The organism is Salinivirga sp. (genome assembly GCF_035268865.1).
GTDB lineage: Bacteria > Bacteroidota > Bacteroidia > Bacteroidales > Salinivirgaceae > Salinivirga.
Map to the genome: position 1 here is coordinate 1 of NZ_DATFKB010000231.1, position 21,231 is coordinate 21,231.

The window sequence follows — 21,231 nt, forward strand, 5'->3', positions numbered from 1 at the left end:
CGTAAAGGTGTTGTAAGGGCCAAGAATGTGGTGGATAACCGTCAGGTGGCTACTGGTGAAACACCCACATCCCGGTTTTATCAGATTAGTGGTGGCCGTTTAAGAAAAGGTATGCTCTTGCAGCAAAAATCAGATTGGGGTATAGGTATTCAAGGACGCTTCGGAATTGGTAATATGGGCGGTGGTGGTGTAAAAGCCTCTCTCAATACAGCCCGCTACATAGGTATTCCCCAATTAAAAATTTATGGTTACCTGGCAGTTGATGCCAAGTCTTATGAAGTATCTGATAAATATTTAACAGCACCATCTGATCCCGTAGAATACGATTTTAGTTTTATGCGTTTTGGCGGTGGTTTGGCAAAAGGGTACTATTTTGCCCGCATGTTTAGCCTCGAACCATTTGTTGGGATTGCATATGAATCTGCTGCACACTCTGACCTTACGTATGCCGACCATATGCTTTATTCAGAGAATATAACTGATCTGGATGACGACATCGATTTCAATGTTTTGATGTTCGACGCCGGAGTTGATTTTGGAATTAACGTAACCTACTGGATGAAATTGATTGCAGGCGTAGAGTACCATATGGTTGGAGACATAATGGACAGCGATGGAGATAGTTATACATTAGGGAATTCAGAGGGAGATCCGGTAAATTATGCAGATTTTTTCGTCGATCGTGAAGGTTTAACTTATAATATAGGTTTATATATCGAATTCTAATAAATTACATAAACAAAAACCAGCCATGTTGAATATTGTTGCTTAAGTACTTTTACTGTATGAGTGCGATACAATTCACAGGTGAAAAATTACTGCATATGAAAATTTTTAACAAAAATCTTTTACTGATTGCTTTGGCAATGCTTGCTACATTGCCCGTTAGAGCACAGGAGGAGGCCGAGAAGCCTGAAACTGTTTACAGAAGAAGTTCGCTTTACCCCATTTTGCTTGAAACAAAACCGGTTTTTAGCGACCAGTCTGAAGCGGAGCTTAATGCCATTGTAATGAAAGCCTATGATGAGGCCCCTTTCCCGGAAAAATACAATGATCACAGGTTGTCCGAAGTAAGTTTTAAGTTCAAAGACTATTCCTCCATATCAGCCGAGGAGCTGCAGAAGGAGGAGGATAGTGGGAAAAAGAAAAATGGCCGTAAAATTGACCAGAAGTACCTGGAAGCCATTAATAAATATCTCGAAGAAAAAGATGTAGCCCGCAGAATGGTGGCAAAATGGTTTAACCGGAAAGAAGATGGATCATTCGATATGAGTATGATTCATGACCGTGGTGCATACAACGCAAGCGCAATGGAAGTGCAACTGGCCAGTGGCTCAATACGAGGTATGGCAGCAATTAAAGATGCTGGTGAAGAGCTCATCAAGAATAGCTTTGTTGTAATAAACAGAATGAGGTTTGTGAAAAATGAACCCATTGCAAGAGCCACCCGCGATGTAGCAATATCAATTGCCAAAAACACCATTGATAATCAATTAGCCCAAATGGCTGCTATTAAAGCTGCTGAAATAGCCTACAATGCAGCCAAAGATGGTTATTCCGTATGGAATGTTGCCTACCTTTATCAGCTTGAATGGAACGATGAAATTGCTGATAAGTTTTATATGGATATGTGGATGGATTCAACATCAATAGACCCTGAGCGCAAAGCATTATTTGAAAATACTGATATCTTTAAACTTAACTATGTTGGATATCAAAAAGCCAAATCACTTGTTCTTTTGGGTATAGGTAAAAAACCGGAAGAAATTTTAACAGTAGCTACTGTACGGAATATCGATAGGGTTTATGTTAAGCTCCAAAAAGAGTATGATGTATTTAAGACCAAAACTCCGATATTGTCAACAGATCCAATTATTGCAAAAATTGGTATGAAAGAGGGTGTCGAAGGAGGCGATAAATTTGATGTCCTCGAGATGGTTTGGGATGAAAAAACCGGCCTGACGCGTTACGATAAAGTCGGCAGTGTTAAAGTAAAGAAAAAGGATATTTGGGACAATCGTTATGTGCTGGATGTAGATGATACCAAATTAGAAAACGGTGATGAAGAAAAAGAAATTAAGGGCACAAAATTTAAAGGTGGAGGTAGAAAAGTAATGGCTGGAATGCTGTTACGTCAGGTTAAATAATTTAATGTTATATTAGCATAAAATCATAAATTTATTTGTTTGAAATGAGGCTGGTTTGACTTTAGATTTTTTTCTTGAAATAATAAATTTATTCTGAGTCTAACAGTTATTTAAAATTAATACACATGAAAAAGTTATTACAAATTTTAGTTATAGCAGGTTTGGCCTATGGATTATTTGGTTGTGCTGCTAAAAAAACAATGGATGCAACATATGAAAGTGAGCATGCAATTGAAGCTGAAATTATCAGCGTAGGAAATGATGGTACTAAAATGATTAAATCATGGGGTTACGCAAAAACTCCGGAATTGGCGCTTATTGATGCTAAACGCAAAGCTGTTAAGGCTGCTATCTTTCATGGATTTGCAGCAGGCGGTGGTTCAGCAAAAGTTGGTCCAATCGTGAAAGATGAAAATGCTAAAACCGAGCACAAAGCATTTTTCGACGAGTTTTTTAAAGATGGAGGCAAATACCTTCAGTATGTAAACTCAAAGAATGTAGGTATGCCATCAGGCGAAGACCGTCTGAAAATGAAAAAAGGATACAAAGTCGCAGCTTCAGTTTCTATTGAATTTGATAGTTTGCGCAAACATTTAGAGGAGAAAGGTATTGCCAGAAGTCTGGATGCCGGATTTTAATTGAACCTAAAAAACAAGAGCACTATGAAAAATATTGTTTTAACTATTTCAGTCTTATTGCTGGCTGTATCAATGTTTGCTCAGCCTGCCAAGAAACCAACCATTATGGTGGTTCCTTCTGATCAGTATTGTATTTCAAGAGATTATAAGCAGGAATTTAATAATCAGGGAGAGACGAAAGTGTTGCCCGATTACAAAAAAGCGCTTCAGAATGATAGCGACCTTCGCCTGGTTATATCAAAAATGAGTGGAATAATGGCCGACCGTGGTTTTCCACTCAAAGACCTTGAGCAAGAATTGAAAAAACTTGAAAATGAGCGTGCCCAAAAAGACATGACCATAAGTAGTTCTACCGGAATGGGGCTTGCTGAATCACCCATTGATGCATTATTGCGCACGGCAAAAGCCGATATCATCATGGATTTGAGTTTCGAAATCAAGCGCAGGGGACCACAGCAATACATTACCTATATTTTAAATGGTTACGATGCCTATACTTCAAAAAATATAGCATCATCCTCGGGTGCAGGCGAACCTTCATCTGCCGCTACACCCGATGTATTGCTCGAAGAAGCTGTTTTAGCTCATATGGATGAGTTCAACGACCGGTTGATGAACCACTTTAAAGATATGTTCGAAAAGGGTCGTGAGGTTACTATTCAGGTACTGGTAAATGATGCAGCCATGGATAACCTTGAAAGTGAATATACATGGAAAGGTAAAACCGGAGAACTGTCACAATTGATTAATGCCTGGTTTATTATGAATACTGTAGAAAAAAGATTTTCAAGGGCAACAAGTACAGCAAATCTTTTAATTATGGATCAGGTGCGTATGCCAATGTTTACTGAAGACCCCTGGACCGGCGAGAAAGTTGGACAGGATACTCAGGATTTTGCCTACAAGTTAAGAGATTGGCTTGAAGATGAAATTGGGCTTGCCGATCCAATAAAAATTGCTCCCAAGGGTCTTGGAGAAGTATGGCTTATAATCGGGGGTAAATAAAAAACCGACTGTGTTGAATTTAAATTCTCAATAATGAAACAAATACTTATATTATTGACCTTGCTAGCTGTACTTTTCAGTACTGTAGTCAATGGCCAGAACAACCAAGGAAAAGCAGATGACGAGGCGCGTATTGCTGTTGCTCCCGTAGTGAACAACAGTGAACTGCCCGCTCATGCTAAAAAGATGCTTAAACACAAAATGACCCAGTTGTTGTCGTTGAACAACATGGCCGGCGGTGACGAAGCATCCTTTTTTACCATCGAAGGTGATGCCACTGTGCTTACACAGGAGACTACACCAACTGCACCTCCAATGGTGTCATTACAATTGAGTGTATCATTCAAAATTACAGACAAGCAAAGTGGTAAAGTTTTCAGTGAAGTAAGTACAGATGTAAAAGGTGTAGGTACGAACGAAACAAAAGCATACATGACCGCACTGCGTTATGTAAACATTCGTTCTGCACAGTTCAGAGCTTTTGTAGATAAAGGCAAAGAGCGTATTTTACAGTATTATAATTCAAACTGCGACTTCTTCCTTAGCCGCGCCGAAGCATTAAAAGAGCAAGGTAATAATGCCGAAGCAATAAAGGTGCTTAAGGCTGTCCCGCAAGTGAGCAAAGAGTGCTATGATAAAGCCATGAAACTTCTGGGTACAATCGATATGCCTGAACCACAACAAACACAAGGTGGAGGTGGTGATGTAGCCCAGTCTTCCGGTGGTGGCTCTCCTGCCAGTTCCAGCGGTTCAGAAGTGGAAATTGATGATAATATTTACCTGGTTTACAATAACATGAAGACTTTTGGTGACAAAATTACCATGTACTTCCAGCTTGAGAACCGTGGCGGTAAAGATTATGAATTGAAAGACTATAACCGTGATATCCGCATTTTAGCTGAAGGAGGCATCGAAAAGAGGGTCAACAAAGTTGAAGTGGCCGGGAAATCAGGAGCCAATACACGGGCAACGCTTATGCCGGGTGTACCTGTCAAAATGGAGTGCCATTTCGATAAAGTCGACAAAGTAATGATGTTTGAGTATCCTTTTAACGATAGTGATTTTCGCATAAAGGATTTCGGACAGGCCTCAGCCTCTAGCCAGGATGATAGCAGATCTGAAGGCGGTGGTCAGGTTACCGGGGCAATAGATTTCGCTAATCTTGGCGGATATGAGGGCGCCAAAGTTGTTTTCAATAAAGTTACCAAATGGGGCAAGTTTAAGTTGCCGATCGATCAGTTTGGCAATTTTTCTTTTGATTCACCAAAAGAAGTGCAGGGTAAGGTTACCCGTTACCAATACACAACTGCACCGGAGAACAATCCCGAATATCTCTTGATGAAGTCGAAACCCAATTTTACAAATAAGGGATTTAAACTTCTTGTAGATCGGGATAATGACAATCTGCATTCACGTGCTTTCCGTGATGGTTATATGCGTACACTTGATAATGAGCGATTTGGTAAAAAATACTCTTTATCGCCATGGGATAATAATAATGCTTATATGCTTTTTAAAGGCACTAGTGGTGGAAAAACCATTTATATCTCTGTGTATTTTCTGGCAGGTAAAGATTTCACACTTATTACACAAGATGTTATAGAAGTGCAATAGAAATATTGTGTGAATTTATTGGGCCGGATTCCATTGGAATCCGGCTTTTCTTTTTGGTAGATTAACTATCTGTTTATCAACAATTTTAATGGTCGGGTGTTGTTGATATAAATTATTAAATTATCATTATGAAGAAAATATACCTGATCATTATAGTTTTTTTTGCACTTAACACGGGACTGATGGCGGATCACCATCAGATCAATATTAGTGGCTTTTCATATTCTCCTGATTATTTAACCGTAAATGTCGGAGATACTGTTACAATTAGTGCAAGTGCGACACATCCCCTGGTGCAGGTTAGCAGCACTACCTGGTATGAAGAAGAAGAAACCCCATTATCCGGAGGTTTTGGTCCCACAACTTCAGACTATACTTTTGAGATTACATCGCAGGACACAATTTTTTATGTTTGCGAAAACCATGTAGGCTCCGGAATGAAAGGCAAAATAGCAGTATCTTCAACTACAGGAGTACCCCCTGAACCCACATTTGATTTTACCATTTATCCCAACCCGGCACCCCGGGGTTACGTGACTGTATCTGTTCCGCACACAGAAGGACAAAACAAAGTACTACAACTATACAATGCAGTGGGACAATTGATGCATGCAGAAAACTTCTCATCCGGGAAAATATCTATCAATACAGGACTGCCCGCAGGAGCATATTTCATAATTGTGCGTAGTGAGGAATTTATGCGCTCCAGAAAGCTGCAAATTTCCCGATAAATTAAATGAACTCAATCAATAATTAAGTTATGTAATATAAGGTAACTTGTTGGTCATGTTTTTTTCAATTAAATTGCAGCAGATATTGCATATAATCTGCTGTTTTTTTATCCAAAAAATCTATTGCTATGAAAAGGTTAAAGCTATTTATTTTTTTATTGATTGCATCTTCTGTTTTTACATCATGTGGCTATTTTTGGCGGGCTCTGGTTTACCAGAAAGTTGATATAGATGATTATAAAATATTTCCTAACCGCGTGGTGGAAGCCGGTGAACATGAACCATGGGCCAAATCTGCTGATTACAATAGCTATACCTTGTCGGATACAACTTTTGAGCGGGCAATGGACCTAAAATCAGTAGCTTACATGGTCATACAAGATGAGAAAATTTTGTACGAAAACTACTGGGATAATTATACAGACAGTTCCTGGAGCAACTCCTTTTCGGCTGCCAAAAGTATTGTAAGCTTATTGGTAGGTGTTGCTATTGAAGAGGGGCACATTGGTTCTGTAAATGATCGTGTAAGCAAATATGTAACTGAATATGATAATGAAACCAACCGGGATCTGCGTATAAAAGATGTTTTGACTATGAGTTCGGGACTTAACTGGCACGAAGCCTATGCCAACCCATGGAGCAAAACCACCAAAGCCTATTATGGGCGGAAGTTGGAAAAAATGATACTTAAACTGAAAATGAAATCGGAACCCGGAAAATATTTTCATTATTTCAGCGGTGATACAGAGCTCTTAGCTATTATTCTGCGCAGAGCCACTGGTATGAGTCTGGCAGATTATGCTTCAGAAAAGTTGTGGAAAAAAATAGGGGCCAAACATGATGCTTTATGGAGTCTGGACCATGAAGGCGGAATTGAAAAGGCTTACTGTTGTTTCAATAGTAATGCCCGGGACTTTGCGCGCATTGGTCAACTTGTACTCAACAATGGCTCCTGGGATGGAGCACAGGTAGTGCCAAAAAGTTGGCTCGAGCAATCACTCAAACCAGCTGATCATCTGTTAACTGAAGACGAAAACAAACCTGTGGATTTTTATGGTTACCAATGGTGGATGGTAAACCACCAGGGGCATATGACTTATTATGCACGTGGTTTGGCCGGCCAGTATATTTTTATTGTTCCTGATTTGGATATGGTTATAGTGCGGTTGGGGCATAAACGTAGCAAAGAGCGGGTAAATAATCTTCCATCTGACATTTACCTTTGGCTTGATACTGGATTTAAGATAGCGCAAACTAAAAACGCACAGTAAATACAGTTTTTCCCGGTTCTGAAGTTGCTGTAATGTTCCCCCCCTGGGCGCGAATAAGCTGACGCGATAAAGAAAGACCAATACCCGAACCATTTTGCTTTGTTGTAAAGAAAGGGATGAAAATCTTTTCCAGTACATCGGGTAAAATTCCCTGTCCATTGTCAATTACCTGAAGCATTACATTACCATAATTGCCATAACCAGCAATAAGCTTTAATTCCGGGTTTTCTGTTTTTTCAAGTGCATGAATTGCATTACGCATAAGGTTGATGAAAACCTGCTCCATCATTGTTTCATCTGCTGTAATTTCAAGGTTTGTTGGTTCTATAGTTGTGGAAAGTTTTATGCCCGATCTATTCAGTTCTTTTCGCATGAATTGTTCCAGGTTGGCATAAAAATCATGGACTTTCAGTATTTCGAAATTGGGTTTGGGTATTTTGGTTAAACTGCGATAGGTCTGCACAAATTGTAAAAGTCCTTCGCTGCGTTTATGGATGGTTTGTAAAGCTTGTTTGATGTCTGCAGTCACTTCCGATGTATCTTCACCTGCCTCGTGGCTTTGTTGCCAGTCGTCGACCATCAGATTTACAGTTGTTGACAGGGAGGTAATGGGCGTGATACTGTTCATGATTTCATGCGTTAAAACCCTGATAAGTTTTTGCCAGGCCTCCATTTCGTTTTGTTCGAGTTCTGACTCAATGTTTTGAACCGATACAATTGTAATTTCTTTGTTTTCTTGTTTAAATTGCTTGGCATATACCGACAATTGCAACAAATCGTCGTTGACCTGTACTTTTATGAGTTTACGTTGATTGTTCTGAATATTGCGCAATATTTCTACCAGTTTTTCACTGAATTGTGCGATGTCAGCTATATTTTTGACCTTCTTTATCTGAAATAATTTATTGGCCGCATTGTTGAGCATTAAAATTTTTCCATCGGCTGCGTAGGCCATCATTGAAATGCCGATGTGTTGAACCACATTTTGATAGAAGAAGAACTGCTCTTCTTTCTCTTTCCGTATATCGTGAAAATCCTCAAGTACCTGGTTAAAAGAAGCTGATAGACCATCAAAAGCTTCGCCCAGGCCTGCCGGCTTAAATGAGCGGTTAAACTCAGCGTAGCGAATAGAATCAAGAAAAACAGTAAGCTGTCGGTTGGTTTTGTTCACCAGTTTAATGAGCCAATAACCCTGTAAAAGGGCCAGTGCAAATGAAAAAGAGGCTGTAAAATAAAATTCTGTTTGATAATAGAGATACCCTGCCACCAATGCTGTGACGAGTATCAAAAGTACACGAATTACGACTTGAAATGAAAATTTTTTATAATCCATGTTTTTCCATTCTACGATATAGCGATGTGCGGGTTAAACCTAATTCGCGTGCGGCATGACTTATATTACCATGTGTTTTATCCAGTACTTTTTTTATCACCTTTTTTTCTACTTCGTCCAGGTCAAAAGTATCGAAATCCATATCGCTTTTAGCCTTGCTTTTGTTGTAAAGCACAAAGTCATCGGGTTCGAGCATGGTTCCTTCTGCCATAATTACTGCTCGCTCTATGGCGTGTTGCAGCTCCCTGATGTTGCCGGGCCAACTGTACATTTCGAGTTCTTTCATAGCTGCAGCAGACACTTTTCTTATGCGTTTTTTATACTTCTTACCAAAAATTTTAAGATAGTGGTCGGCCAGCAAAGGTATGTCCTCAATACGTTCTCTTAGCGGCGGAAGTTCTATTTCTACGGTGTTTATTCTGTAAAGCAAGTCCTGCCTGAATTCTCCATTGTCCACCATGTCGTAAATAGATGCATTGGTGGCACAAATTAGTCTAATGTCAATGTCTTTGGGTGTTTTGGCACCAAGCCTTTTTACCTGTCGGTTTTCAATTGCTGCAAGTAATTTTGCCTGTAAAGGAAGTGTGAGATTTCCTATTTCATCTAAAAACAGTGTGCCGCCCGAGGCTACCTCAAAACGTCCGGGTTTGGCATCTTTAGCATCAGTAAATGCGCCTTTTTCATGACCGAAAAGTTCACTCTCAAAAAGTGTATCGGGTATGGCTCCGAGATCCACATTCACGAAAATGGAATCTTTGCGCGTTGAGTTGCGATGCAATGAGCGTGCTACAACTTCTTTTCCTGTTCCGTTTTCGCCTGTTATGAGTACGCTGGCATCGGTTCCTGCCACCTTATTAATTGTGGAAAAAACCTGTTTCATTTTTGGTGCAACGCCTATAAAATCTTTGAAGGGCTGGTCGGTAGCTGCTGAGAGTTCACGGGTGCGGTTTCGCTCTGTTGAGACCTCTTCCTGGCTAAAACGCAGGCGCAAACTGGAATTAACGGTAGCAATAATTTTTTCGTTCTGAAATGGCTTCAGTATAAAGTCGGTTGCCCCTGCTTTTATGGCCTGAACGGCTTTGTCTGTGTTGCCATATGCCGTAATAAATACCACAACAGCCTGGGGATCTATTTTTAATATCTTTTCCAACCAGTAATAGCCTTCCTGTCCGCTACTGGCATCCTGCGAAAAGTTCATGTCAAGCAGTATTACATCGTAATCCCGCTCCTGCATTAGGTCTGGAATGTTGTCTGGATTGGGCTCTATTTCTACATGGTTTACATGATGCTTAAGCAATAGTTTTAAGGAAAAAAGTATATCCTCGTTGTCATCTACAATTAAAATATTTCCATGCTTACTCATAGTGGGCTTTTTAATGAATTATGATAGCCCAAATTACGCTTTTTTGTTTTTTAAAACAAAAATGTTCGTTATTGAACAGCATAAAAGCATAATTGAACACTTTTCTTATGCTTTTTAATATGGTTAGTGTCTAATTTACTGCTGGTTAATGTTGGTTGGATTGGTTTTAGTACTGATTATGAAAATCGAATTATGGCTTGTAAAACACTAATCCTGATGTTAATCTCTGTTTTTACTATGTTATCATGCAGAGAGGAGATGAATGTAGCGCCATCGTCACTACAGGTCGATACTGTGAAACAAATTGCTGTTTCAGGTAAATACATCGTATTAGGAGAATTACAAAGAATCCAAACTGCTGTTGCTTCGCCTTTTAAAGGAAGTGTGAAGTGGCTGGTAGCAAATGGCGATATAGTAAATAAAGGTGACACGATTGCCACAATTAATTCCGGTACAAAGCTTCAATCCAATGATAAAAAAGAAAGGCTTATACAGGTTCAAAATAGGTTAGAAAAAAATATTGAATTGCTTCAGAAAATTTTGGCAAACAAAAATATTGCAGACAACACAACTGAACTCATAGCACAACTTAAAGCATATGGAATAATGGATGAAAAGGTATTGCTTTCGCTTAGTAATGCTGACCAGTTGGAAAATATACTTCATGAAGAAATCAAAGCCACAACAAGCACTATGCAACGTATTGCTCAACTTCAGACAAAGAGTCTGAGTAGTATGCTCTATCATGTTATAAGTCCGGAGGTTGGCGAATTGAAAATTATAGAATCAGATAGCAATGTAAAGCCGGGACAGGAACTGGGCATCGTGTTTAATAAATCCGATGATGTTTTTGTATTTCATGCAGAAAGATTACCACGAAAGTCCTGGAATAATATTGTAAATATTTTTACACAACAAAAGAGGCTTGAAGGTAGAATTATTGAATGCGGCGATAAATCGCTTTTTTTAGAATTGTCAAAGAACCCTGAAAGGCTTGATGGTTTTTTGAATACCAGATCAAAATTGAAATTAATTACAGAGCCAGAAAACAAAATTCTTATAAAAAGAAGTGCAGTAAATAGAAGTGAAAATACAGAATGGGTGTTTAAAAAAGATGGCAATACCTTTAAAAAGGTACAAGTAGGGACACGCCATTATAACGGAGCATTACTAGAAATTATATCGGGTTTGCATCATAATGATCAAATTATTGTATCTTCAACAAAACCAATTTGGGATAAAACGCACCTTAAAATATCAGGTTTTTATGCTGAAAATTAATAATTTAATAAAGGTTTTCCGTGCTGATGAAGTTGAAACAGTTGCATTAAACGACATCAGTTTAGAAATACACGAAGGGGAATTTGTTGCAATTATGGGTCCTTCAGGTTGCGGAAAAACCACTCTGCTCAATATTTTAGGTCTCATAGATTTGCCTACGTCGGGCCAGTATTTTTTTAGGAACAAAGAAGTGAGCAAATTGAAAGAAAAAGCCCGCGCAAAGCTACGTAAAGGTAGTATCGGTTTTATTTTTCAAAATTTTAATTTGATAGAGGAGCTAAATGTATTCGAAAATGTGGAGCTCCCGCTTATTTATATGGGAGTATCGGCACGCGAGCGCAAACGAAAGGTGATGGAAGCCCTTGAGAAAGTCCAGATTACACACCGACAACGACATTTTCCTGTGCAACTTTCTGGTGGGCAGCAGCAACGTGTTGCAGTAGCCAGGGCAGTAGTGGCAGATCCACCTTTGATACTTGCAGATGAACCCACTGGAAACCTCGACTCTGCGCACGGAGAGGAGGTAATGCAATTGCTGAATGATTTAAACAGCAACGGCACCACAATTGTTATGGTCACACACTCCCAGCGCGATGCTGATTACAGCAGAAGGCTCATCAGGCTTTTTGATGGTAAAATTATACATGAGAATGTGGGAGCCGGGTTTGAAGAAAAAATGTAGCACAAAACTAAAAGCAAATTATTAAAATCTTGAAATGGCGTTGTTGGCATATGGCACTGAGGCATGCGTTGAATAACCGCATGTATTTTTTTGTAAACATCCTTGGTTTGGTATTGGGCCTGACAGCGGTATTTTTGATAGGTATTTACCTGAACGACGAGTTAAATTTCGACCGTTTTCATAAAGATTCCGACCGCATTTATCGTGTTATACAATTTGGTAATTATGGCGGATTGGTTGAACGTTCATCCAGCTGTCCTTTTCCGCTCGGCCCTGAAATAGATGATTATTTTGGCGAAAAAATTACTTCCCATACCCGGTTGTTCAATTACCAATCGCCCAGCACACAAATTGCGTATCGCAATATTGTGCATTATGATAGTGGTTTCTTTTTTACAGATCCGGGCTTTTTTGAGGTTTTTACAGTTGATACCATTGACACTAAAGATGAAAAATGGCTTGAGAAACCTTTTCAGGCAGTAATTACCTCAAATGCTGCTCGCAAATACTTCGGACATATCGATGTTGTTGGGAAGAATCTGACAATAGAAAATCATTTACAGGTTGAGGTGCAGGCGGTTGTAGAGGATTGGCCAGTGCACTCACATTTTGATTTTAGTGTGTTGGTGTCGCTTGACAGTTATGCGCAAATGCGTGGAGGAGAATTGCCCACCAATTGGGTCCAAAACCCTTGCTGGACCTATATTAAGGTAAGTGAGCAAACCAATCAAAGTGAAATACAAAAATCCTTGCCGGCATTTGTGAAATCTCATTTCGATGCGTTTATTCGTGATAATAATGCATTGTTCCTGCAGCCTTTACATGATATTCACCTTACATCTCACCTTGAATATGAGATACGTAAGAATGGAAATATGGAGTATGTCTATATTTTTGGGGGGGTAGCACTCTTTCTTATATTGATGGCAGCAATTAACTATATTAACCTCACAACTGCAACATTTGCCTCACGAGCCAGAGAAATTGCTGTTAAAAAGGTGCTGGGTGCCACTGCTGGCAATATTCGGTTTCAATTATTTATAGAAGCGTTTATTATTACATTAATTGCTGCAGTTATTTCACTTGTATTTACAGAGCTTTTACTTCCATGGTTCAATCAAGTTACAGTAAAAGATTTTGAACTATTAGATTTAATATCCTGGCGTAATTTGTTGTTCTTCTTTTTGGTTTTAGTTGCCGTAGCCGCAGCCGGCGGAATTTATCCGGCCATTTTTATTGCAGGTTTAAATCCGGCACGTATATTAAAAGGCAACCTTAGACGGGCCGGAAAAACTGGTGCGAGTCGAAAGGTTCTGGTTGTAAGCCAGCTTTTTATATCGACTTTGCTCGTTTTTGCTGCGTTGACCATTCATGATCAGTACAAGCATCTTCTGCGCTCCTCAAATGGTATAAATCGCGATAATCTGTTCGTGATAAACGCTCGCTTTTCAGATTTGTACAAGAGCTATCCGGAGTTTAAAAAGGAGATAGAAAAGCACGATGCCATTTATAAGGTTACGGCATCGGATTATATACCGGGCATTGACCACAACCGGCACGGTTTTTTTGTTGGATCCGATACTGCTGTAAACGATGTGGTGTTTTTGCCGGCCCTGCGCGTAGTAAACGATTTTTTTGAGGTTTATGGACTGGAAATCAATGAGGGAAGAGGCTTTGAAAATGATTCTTCTGATTTGTTATCAGCTGTTTTAATAAATCCGGAAATGGCACGGCACCTTGGCTATGAAAAACCAGGTAATGCAATAGGTGCAGATTTGAATGTGTATTACGGTAATGAACAAGTTGTTGGAATTTTTGAAGATTTTTATCCCAAAACGCTACACGATGAGCCCAATCCATTTGCAATCGACCTGGTTTCTGAAGAGAAAAATCCAAAAATGGGTATTCAATATGCTGCGGTACGCTATAAACCGGGCAATAAAGATGAAGCCCTGACTTATATCAAAAGAAGTTTGAAAAGACATGCGGGAGACAAGCAGGTTCAGATTAATGAATACAAAGATATTTACTATAATCAATATGCCGAGGAAAGGTTATTTAATCAATTGGCCGGTATAATGTCTGTACTAAGTTTGATTATTTCAGCTGTTGGACTATTGGGACTGGTTTCATTTATGATTTTGCAAAAAAGCAAGGAAATTAGTGTGCGTAAAGTGCACGGAGCTTCCAACAGATCTATACTTGGACTTATTGCAGGAGAGTTTATTCGAATTTTTATAGTAGTAATTCTTTTTGCATTGCCTGTAGCATGGTATTTAAGTCGTTTGTGGCTTGATAATTTTGCCTCTCATGTTAGCTTTTCATTGATGAATTGGATTTTGGCCGTTTTGACTGTGGCCTTGATGATTATTATTGTGGCAGTACTTCGCTTACGCGAGGCTGCCCGGGTTAATCCTGCAGAAATATTAAAATATGAGTGACCTATGTGGAAAAATTATTTGGCAATAATATATCGCAACATTCTTCGTCAGAAGCTTAATACCTTTATTAATATTCTGGGACTTGCTGCCGGTATATCAGCTGCCTCACTCATTTTTCTATACGTACATACCGAACTTAAATTCGATGAGAGTTGGGATAATGCAGATGAACTGTATCGTGTAAATGAAACCTTTGAGTATTTTCGAAAAGAGAGCACGCCCTATGCTTTAACTTCACATGTGTTGGGTAAGCGCATGCGATCAGAATTTCCTGATATGCAAGTGTGCAGACTAGAAACCGGAGATTATGGAAATAACATATTTGTAGATGATAAATGGTTGAATCCAGGCAGAATAAAACACGCCGATGACAACTTTTTTAAACTATTTACCTATCCGCAAACGGTATTCACCACAAGGACCGATACTTTGCCTAAGGCCTGGATTGCCAAAAAAAAATATGAAAAGTACTTTGAACCATTTAATACCAAAACTTTTCGGTATGGAGAAAAATGGTATGAGCTCGCAGGAACTTTTAATAAGAGCGGTTATCAAAGTCACCTCGATATTGATCTTATTGTTCCCTACGATTCACTAATACTGAACGATTATAAGCACACCCAGGACTGGACAAGGCTAAATACCTTAACTTATGTAAGAACTGATTTGGGTGCCGGAAAGCTGGAACAGCTTATAAACCAAAGGCTTAAAAATGAAGTGGATGCCTTTACACGTAAGCATAATATGCAAATGAACTTGCATTTTCCGGCTATCTCGCTGCCCGAAATTCATTTTAACCATGTTTATCAATATGATAGCTTGTCTAACAGAGATAAAAATGTTGTATGGCTTTTTAGTATAATCGGTATACTTATTCTCACTATTGCCAGTATAAATTACATCAATATGGCTATAGCTCAGGGTGGCATTCGGGCAAGGGAAATTGCCATTCGTAAAACCATGGGAGCTACCCGGAAAAATGTAATTATACAATTTCTTGGTGAATCAGTTGCCATAACATTGCTGGCAATTATTATATCTGTAATATTTACCGAAATGCTGTTCCCGGCATTTAACGAAATTACCGGATTTGATTTCCATATTTTCGAGTCAGCAGTGTTGTCCCGGTTAGTTGTGTTTTTATCCGTAGTATGGCTTCTGCTGGGATTTTTGAGTGGCTTTTATCCGGCTTTTGTTTTGTCGCTATTTCAGCCCATTACCATATTCAGGGGAGGGGCCGACCTGATGCTTTATCGCAATGTGCGGTCATACTTTGTATCGTCTACAAAAGTGCGAAAACTCATGTTGGTAGCCCAATATCTGGTAGCCGGTACCATCATTATTGCAACCATCATTATTCAGCTGCAAACAAATTACCTGGTAAACCGTGATATGGGTTTTGATATGGATAAGCTCGTAATAATGGAGCTGGAGAAAGACAGCACGCGGGCCCCACAGTACAGGAGCTTGTTAAACGCAGTGCTTGAATTAGACAATGTAGAAAAAGCCACATTGGCTGAAAGGGTGCCGGGATTAAGGACCGGAAGGTTACTTTTTTATTTCGAAAGTGATTCGGGGCGCTACCAGAACGGTTTCAATGTGTTCAGTGGCCGTCCCGATTATCTTGAAGTGTTAGGCTGCGAGGTTGTGGCAGGGCGCTGGTTCGACCCTTCGGCGCGAAAAGGCGAATTGCGAAATGAAATACTTGTAAACGAGGCTTTTGTAGAGACAATGGGGTGGTCGCAGCCATTAGGTAAAGAGTTTGCATCAGGATTTTCCGATGAGCATAAAGTAGTAGGAGTGGTGAAGGATTTTAACTACTATTCACTGCATCAAAACATTGAACCACTGGCTATTTTACCCAATATCTTCACAAATCGTTACCTTGTAATTAATGCGCGCGACCCTAAAGAGCTGATGAATTCAGGAAAACTGGAGCACTTATGGAGCGGTTTTTTCCCAAACCAGGTTCCAACCATCAACCGGCTTCGCAATACATTTAATTCACAATACACACATGAACATCGGTTGCTGAGCATATTTGCCTATTTTTCAGGGTTGTCAATCATAATCAGCAGTCTTGGCCTTTTTGCATTGAGTGCTTTTTCGGCACAAAAGAGAAGCCGCGAAATCAGTATAAGAAAAATTCTGGGTGCCGGCCACAAACACATCCTGGGTTTGCTCTATGTTGATTATATGCAGATATTTGCCATTGCAATTTTATTGGCATGGTTAGGTGCTTTTGTTTTTGCTAATCAATGGCTCGATACTTTTGTTGCTGCAGTATCACCCGGTTTATTGCCCTATATACTGGGCTCTGTGTTTATTTTAGGTATTGTGGCTGTTACAGTAAGTTATCATACGCTTAAAGCCACACGTACAAATCCTGCCGTATTTCTTAAATACGAATAGTTTTTGTATTAGGAAATGCATATCACCATGGTTAAAAAGACATGCCAACCGTTATTCCAATGACATGTAACTCATCTAATCGGTACATCCTGAAGTTATATCTTGGCCCACTTTTAAGATGATAAAATTCATAGTTAAAACCCAATATTACAAAATTGCATGCAGATTAGTTACCACGCCATTTATGGCGTGGATTTAGACAAAACTCAAGAGCGTTAAGGCTTCAGCCGGGAAACTAATGTGTTTTTTTAAATTCTCTCTAATAAAAAAAGTAGTTATAGCTGAGCACTTTAAACAATCGTTTGCATAACCTGTTTGTATGGAAAATATTACAAGTATGGAATACAAGAAAATTTTTAACAGGTTATGGGATGCTTATGCTGAACAAAATGTTTCAGCAAAGCGTGTAAAGGAGCTTTTTGAAAGTAAAGGCGAAACGGTTGTCAACGATCACGTGGCTTTTAGAACCTACAATGATCCGCGTGTGAACATTGAAAAACTGGCACGAATTTTTAAAGATGCCGGTTATGTTGAAAAAGGCGCTTATGATTTTGAAGCCAAAAAATTGAAAGCGAAACATTATGAGTTGCCCGGTGTGGAAGATGCACCACGTGTTTTTATCAGTGAATTACTCCTGGAAGAGTTTAGTCCTGAGTTACAGGAAACAGTAAAAAAAGCACTGGATAGCGCTGATCAAAAAGCACTGGACGATAAAGAACTGGTATTTAAAGGACGGCCATGGAATCCTGTTTCATATAAAACTTACGAAAAGCTACGGGAAGAATCCGAATATGCGGCCTGGGTTTATGTGTATGGCTACAGAGCAAACCACTTTACTGTAAGCGTCGATTATTTGGAGCATATTGGCGATATAGAAGCTGTAAACCAACTTTTGAAAGACAATGGCTTCAAACTCAATAGCTCGGGTGGTGAAGTAAAAGGCACAAAAGAGCAATTACTCAAGCAATCGAGCATTATGGCAGATATTATACCTGTGCAGTTTGAAGAGGGTGAATATCATATTCCTGCTTGCTATTATGAGTTTGCTCAACGGTTCGAGGATGAAAACGGTGAGCGTTACTCTGGGTTTATTGCCAAATCAGCCGATAAAATTTTCGAATCAACCAATTATTATAAAAAATAATCGAGTTCTTAAAACAAATATGGATATCAGTAAGGTAGCAGAAAACAATTGGTTTATTTTAATTGGTTTTTTGCTGCCTTTTTTTGATATTTTTACAATAAAATCAGCGCATGACCGTAAAAACCATCGATAAACAGTTGCTTGCAGATGTTGTTCAGGGACTTACATACTCACCTAAGTACCTGGAGAGCAAATATTTCTACGATGATGAGGGAAGTAGAATATTTCAACAGATCATGCAAATGCCCGAGTATTATCTTACCAATTGTGAATATGAGATTTTCGATCGCAAGGCAGATGAAATACTCGATTGGTTTGCCCCAAATAAAGAACCTATAGATATTATTGAACTGGGAGCAGGAGATGGTTACAAAACACGGGTATTGCTTGAGCACTTTATTTCAAAAAGTGCCGATGTCAGGTATCTGCCAGTTGATATAAGCGAAGAAGCCAATCGCAGACTTTTGTCTGCTACAAAAAAAGCACTGCCCGAACTCTATATTAAACCCTATACAGGCGATTTTTTTGAGGTTTTGTCAGGTTTACAGGTTTTGAACAATCGTCGTAAAATATTTCTCTTTTTAGGTTCGAGTATTGGTAATTTTGACAAAGCCTCAGCCGTGAAATTTTTCAAGCACATCGGTCAGTTTATGTCCGCAAACGATTTACTACTTGTTGGGTTCGATTTAAAAAAAGACCCTGATATTGTGCTTCCGGCATACGATGACCCGCATGGTTACACCGCAGCATTTAATCTAAATCTGTTAAAGCGAATAAATCGTGAGCTCGATGCAGATTTTAACCTGGCAGATTTTAAACATTATGCTACCTACAACCCAATATCGGGTGATGCAAAAAGTTATCTCATTAGCCTGAAATCCCAAAAAGTGAATATCGGTGTAACCGGACAAACCCTGTTTTTTGATTTATGGGAGCCGATATTTATGGAAATTTCTCAAAAATACGACAGTGAAATGATTCAAAGTTTAGCCCGGGATAGTGGATTCTCGGTAGTTCATAGTGTCGATGATCAAAAACATTATTTCAGAAATAGTTTGTGGAAAAAAATATAAATCCTGCTATTTAGAATGAGTATAAATTAAAAATTAACATTTCCATAACAAAACTTCGCACAGGTAGTTTAAATATCGATATTTATTAATATTCGTCTACCGAATCAAAAACACAATAAAAACGTATATTTATCAACCAACTTTTGAAAAACCAACTATGCGAAAAATTTTGTTATTACTATTTGCTACTGCTTTCAGTTTGGTATTATTGAAAGCTCAAGCTCCTACTGATTATTACAATACTGCTACAGGGACAGGTTATACTTTAAAAACACAATTACACGATATAATAGATGGACACAATTCCCAGAGTTATGATGCGCTGTGGACTCATTTTCAGACTATTGAGGTGGATAACTATTACGAAAACGATGGTAGTCCGCTTGATGTGTATTCGGAAAATCCAACCGGAGCAGATCCATATAACTGGACATTTGTAAGCGACCAATGTGGGAATTATTCAGGCGAGGGAAGTTGCTACAATCGTGAACATAGCTTCCCTAAGAGCTGGTTCAATGATGGCTCACCAATGTATACCGATTTGTATCATCTTTATTTAACAGACGGATATGTGAATGGACAAAGGGGCAATTATCCATTTGGTGAGACAGATAACCCAGGCTGGACATCCCAAAATGGTTCCAGGAAAGGTCCGTGTTCTTATCCCGGCTATACCGGAACAGTTTTCGAGCCCATTGATGAGTTTAAAGGCGATTTTGCACGCACCTATTTTTATATGGCCACACGCTATGAAGATGTGCTCACAAGCTGGAGCAGCCCAATGCTCAATGGAACAGCCGATCAGGTATATGCAGATTGGGCTTTAAATATGCTTTTGGAGTGGCATGCCAATGACCCGGTTTCTCAAAAAGAAATTGATCGTAACGATGGTGTGTATAATATTCAGGGAAACCGAAACCCGTTTATTGACCATCCGGAATGGGTAAATGAAATTTGGGGCGGTGGAACTATTAACCCCGAACCCGATAATCAGGCAACTTCATTTTCTGCAGTTGCTTCAAATTATTCAACAGTCGAGCTCAATTGGACAGATGCCACAGGCACGAACCTGCCTGACGGTTACCTTATAAAAGCCAATACCTCAGGTACTTTTACAGCACCTGTCGATGGCGCTGACCCAGCCGAAGATTTTGACCTTTCAGACAACACTGCCCTTGTAAAAGTGGCATACGGGAGTGAAAATTATATTTTTAATGCGCTAAATGGAGAAACTTCGTATTATTTTAAAGCCTGGGCATTTAGCAATTATGGAGACAATATTGATTACAAATTAGATGGAACAGTTCCCACTGCTGACGCTACCACGCCGGTGGCGCCTGTCCCAATTTTAACAGATAATTTTGAAACAGATCTGGCACAGTGGACTGTATTAAATGATTCTGATCCTGATGCTGAGGTTATTACAACTAATTCATGGGGCGGGGCAGAGTCTACCGGTAATGCGTTGCTCTTTGATGCACCAAACCCTTCATCTATCTCTTATTTTACCTCAGCTATTGAACATACATTTGATCAAACGTCTGATATTTCGCTCAATTTATGGTATTATTTTGAAGATTATCGTGGTGGTGAAATTGGCATTTATGTAAATAATATTCAATATTATTCAATTGCCACAGAAGGTGGTGGAGATATAGCAATAACCGAAAGCGATACCGATACCTGGAAATACCTGCAGCTCGATTTAGCAGCCTATACCTCTGTTATTGGAGATTACACTATTAGAATTGAAGGAACAGCAAAATGCTCAGATACCTGGAAAGACCGTGTCGGAATTGATCAGATAGAGATTTTCGGCACACAGTCCGGCAATGGAATTAATAGTGATGGTGGACCAATAGAGCAAATATTCCCTAATCCTGCCACCACCGAAATCAATATCGTGGCAAATGGGCTAAATACCATTGAAGTATATGACAGTCAGGGAAGGAAGGTTGCTGAGAAAGATATTCAGAACAGAGGGACCATTCAGGCTACACACCTTCGGTCAGGGGTGTATTTTATCCGGATTCATGGAGAAGATAGCGCTGAAATCCGCAAGGTTTTTATTCATTAGACCTGAAGTTTGAATAAAA

16 protein-coding genes are annotated in these 21,231 nt (G+C 39.3%); 14 read left to right on the forward strand and 2 right to left on the reverse strand.

Annotated features, from left to right (window positions below; translation table 11 throughout):
• The 7 genes from VJ937_RS13785 to VJ937_RS13815 all read left to right on the forward strand — a co-directional run.
• Positions 1–726, forward strand: a 726-nt coding sequence (locus VJ937_RS13785) for a hypothetical protein (protein WP_324068022.1), incomplete at its 5' end; no start/stop codon positions are given.
• 98 nt (positions 727–824) lie between these two features.
• Entirely contained in the window at positions 825–2,147 is a 1,323-nt protein-coding gene (locus VJ937_RS13790; protein ID WP_324068024.1) for a hypothetical protein, read from the forward strand.
• Between the two features lie 125 nt (positions 2,148–2,272).
• Positions 2,273–2,785, forward strand: a complete 513-nt coding sequence (locus VJ937_RS13795; protein ID WP_324068025.1) for a hypothetical protein — start codon at positions 2,273–2,275, stop codon at positions 2,783–2,785.
• A gap of 24 nt (positions 2,786–2,809) precedes the next feature.
• Complete coding sequence (locus tag VJ937_RS13800) at positions 2,810–3,790, forward strand: DUF6175 family protein (protein WP_324068026.1); 981 nt, start codon at positions 2,810–2,812, stop codon at positions 3,788–3,790.
• A gap of 33 nt (positions 3,791–3,823) precedes the next feature.
• Positions 3,824–5,404: a hypothetical protein gene (locus VJ937_RS13805; RefSeq protein WP_324068028.1), complete on the forward strand. Its 1,581-nt coding sequence runs from the start codon at positions 3,824–3,826 to the stop codon at positions 5,402–5,404.
• Positions 5,405–5,532: 128 nt separating this feature from the next.
• Positions 5,533–6,135 carry a T9SS type A sorting domain-containing protein gene (locus tag VJ937_RS13810; RefSeq protein ID WP_324068030.1) on the forward strand — a complete coding sequence of 201 codons (603 nt, stop codon included), beginning with the start codon at positions 5,533–5,535 and terminating at the stop codon, positions 6,133–6,135.
• Positions 6,136–6,263: 128 nt separating this feature from the next.
• Positions 6,264–7,406 (forward strand): serine hydrolase, encoded by a 1,143-nt coding sequence (locus VJ937_RS13815; protein ID WP_324068031.1) that lies wholly within the window; start codon positions 6,264–6,266, stop codon positions 7,404–7,406.
• Here the strand turns inward: VJ937_RS13815 and VJ937_RS13820 are convergent.
• Positions 7,390–8,739: a sensor histidine kinase gene (locus tag VJ937_RS13820; RefSeq protein WP_324068033.1), complete on the reverse strand. Its 1,350-nt coding sequence runs from the start codon at positions 8,737–8,739 to the stop codon at positions 7,390–7,392. The two genes, VJ937_RS13815 and VJ937_RS13820, sit on opposite strands and share 17 nt — an antisense overlap.
• Complete coding sequence (locus VJ937_RS13825; RefSeq protein ID WP_324068035.1) at positions 8,729–10,102, reverse strand: sigma-54 dependent transcriptional regulator; 1,374 nt, start codon at positions 10,100–10,102, stop codon at positions 8,729–8,731. Before VJ937_RS13825 ends, VJ937_RS13820 begins: the two co-directional genes overlap by 11 nt.
• Positions 10,103–10,294: 192 nt before the next feature.
• Here VJ937_RS13825 and VJ937_RS13830 point away from each other — a divergent pair, with 192 nt between their 5' ends.
• From VJ937_RS13830 to VJ937_RS13860, 7 genes are all read left to right on the forward strand, one after another.
• Positions 10,295–11,383: an efflux RND transporter periplasmic adaptor subunit gene (locus tag VJ937_RS13830; RefSeq protein WP_324068037.1), complete on the forward strand. Its 1,089-nt coding sequence runs from the start codon at positions 10,295–10,297 to the stop codon at positions 11,381–11,383.
• Positions 11,370–12,065 (forward strand): ABC transporter ATP-binding protein, encoded by a 696-nt coding sequence (locus tag VJ937_RS13835; protein ID WP_324068039.1) that lies wholly within the window; start codon positions 11,370–11,372, stop codon positions 12,063–12,065. Before VJ937_RS13830 ends, VJ937_RS13835 begins: the two co-directional genes overlap by 14 nt.
• Positions 12,066–12,094: 29 nt before the next feature.
• Positions 12,095–14,506 carry an ABC transporter permease gene (locus tag VJ937_RS13840; protein ID WP_324068041.1) on the forward strand — a complete coding sequence of 804 codons (2,412 nt, stop codon included), beginning with the start codon at positions 12,095–12,097 and terminating at the stop codon, positions 14,504–14,506.
• A gap of 3 nt (positions 14,507–14,509) precedes the next feature.
• The gene (locus tag VJ937_RS13845) at positions 14,510–16,918 is read left to right on the forward strand and encodes an ABC transporter permease (protein ID WP_324068043.1); all 2,409 of its coding nucleotides are present in this window, start codon (positions 14,510–14,512) and stop codon (positions 16,916–16,918) included.
• Between the two features lie 337 nt (positions 16,919–17,255).
• Positions 17,256–18,062, forward strand: coding sequence for a DUF1338 domain-containing protein (locus tag VJ937_RS13850; protein WP_324068045.1), 807 nt, complete (start codon positions 17,256–17,258; stop codon positions 18,060–18,062).
• Positions 18,063–18,172: 110 nt separating this feature from the next.
• Entirely contained in the window at positions 18,173–19,135 is a 963-nt protein-coding gene (locus VJ937_RS13855) for an L-histidine N(alpha)-methyltransferase (RefSeq protein WP_324068047.1), read from the forward strand.
• Between the two features lie 157 nt (positions 19,136–19,292).
• Positions 19,293–21,212 (forward strand): endonuclease, encoded by a 1,920-nt coding sequence (locus VJ937_RS13860; protein WP_324068048.1) that lies wholly within the window; start codon positions 19,293–19,295, stop codon positions 21,210–21,212.
• The last annotated feature ends 19 nt before the right edge of the window (positions 21,213–21,231 follow it).

Excerpts from the sequence above, each read along its gene's own strand:
- VJ937_RS13795 (WP_324068025.1), top strand. The coding sequence starts at position 2,273 with ATGAAAAAGTTATTACAAATTTTAGTTATAGCAGGTTTGGCCTATGGA.
- VJ937_RS13825 (WP_324068035.1), bottom strand. The coding sequence starts at position 10,102 with ATGAGTAAGCATGGAAATATTTTAATTGTAGATGACAACGAGGATATA.
- VJ937_RS13845 (WP_324068043.1), top strand. The coding sequence starts at position 14,510 with ATGTGGAAAAATTATTTGGCAATAATATATCGCAACATTCTTCGTCAG.
- VJ937_RS13820 (WP_324068033.1), bottom strand. The coding sequence starts at position 8,739 with ATGGATTATAAAAAATTTTCATTTCAAGTCGTAATTCGTGTACTTTTG.
- VJ937_RS13850 (WP_324068045.1), top strand. The coding sequence starts at position 17,256 with ATGGAATACAAGAAAATTTTTAACAGGTTATGGGATGCTTATGCTGAA.
- VJ937_RS13815 (WP_324068031.1), top strand. The coding sequence starts at position 6,264 with ATGAAAAGGTTAAAGCTATTTATTTTTTTATTGATTGCATCTTCTGTT.
- VJ937_RS13800 (WP_324068026.1), top strand. The coding sequence starts at position 2,810 with ATGAAAAATATTGTTTTAACTATTTCAGTCTTATTGCTGGCTGTATCA.
- VJ937_RS13805 (WP_324068028.1), top strand. The coding sequence starts at position 3,824 with ATGAAACAAATACTTATATTATTGACCTTGCTAGCTGTACTTTTCAGT.
- VJ937_RS13830 (WP_324068037.1), top strand. The coding sequence starts at position 10,295 with ATGGCTTGTAAAACACTAATCCTGATGTTAATCTCTGTTTTTACTATG.
- VJ937_RS13790 (WP_324068024.1), top strand. The coding sequence starts at position 825 with ATGAAAATTTTTAACAAAAATCTTTTACTGATTGCTTTGGCAATGCTT.
- VJ937_RS13855 (WP_324068047.1), top strand. The coding sequence starts at position 18,173 with ATGACCGTAAAAACCATCGATAAACAGTTGCTTGCAGATGTTGTTCAG.
- VJ937_RS13810 (WP_324068030.1), top strand. The coding sequence starts at position 5,533 with ATGAAGAAAATATACCTGATCATTATAGTTTTTTTTGCACTTAACACG.
- VJ937_RS13835 (WP_324068039.1), top strand. The coding sequence starts at position 11,370 with ATGCTGAAAATTAATAATTTAATAAAGGTTTTCCGTGCTGATGAAGTT.
- VJ937_RS13860 (WP_324068048.1), top strand. The coding sequence starts at position 19,293 with ATGCGAAAAATTTTGTTATTACTATTTGCTACTGCTTTCAGTTTGGTA.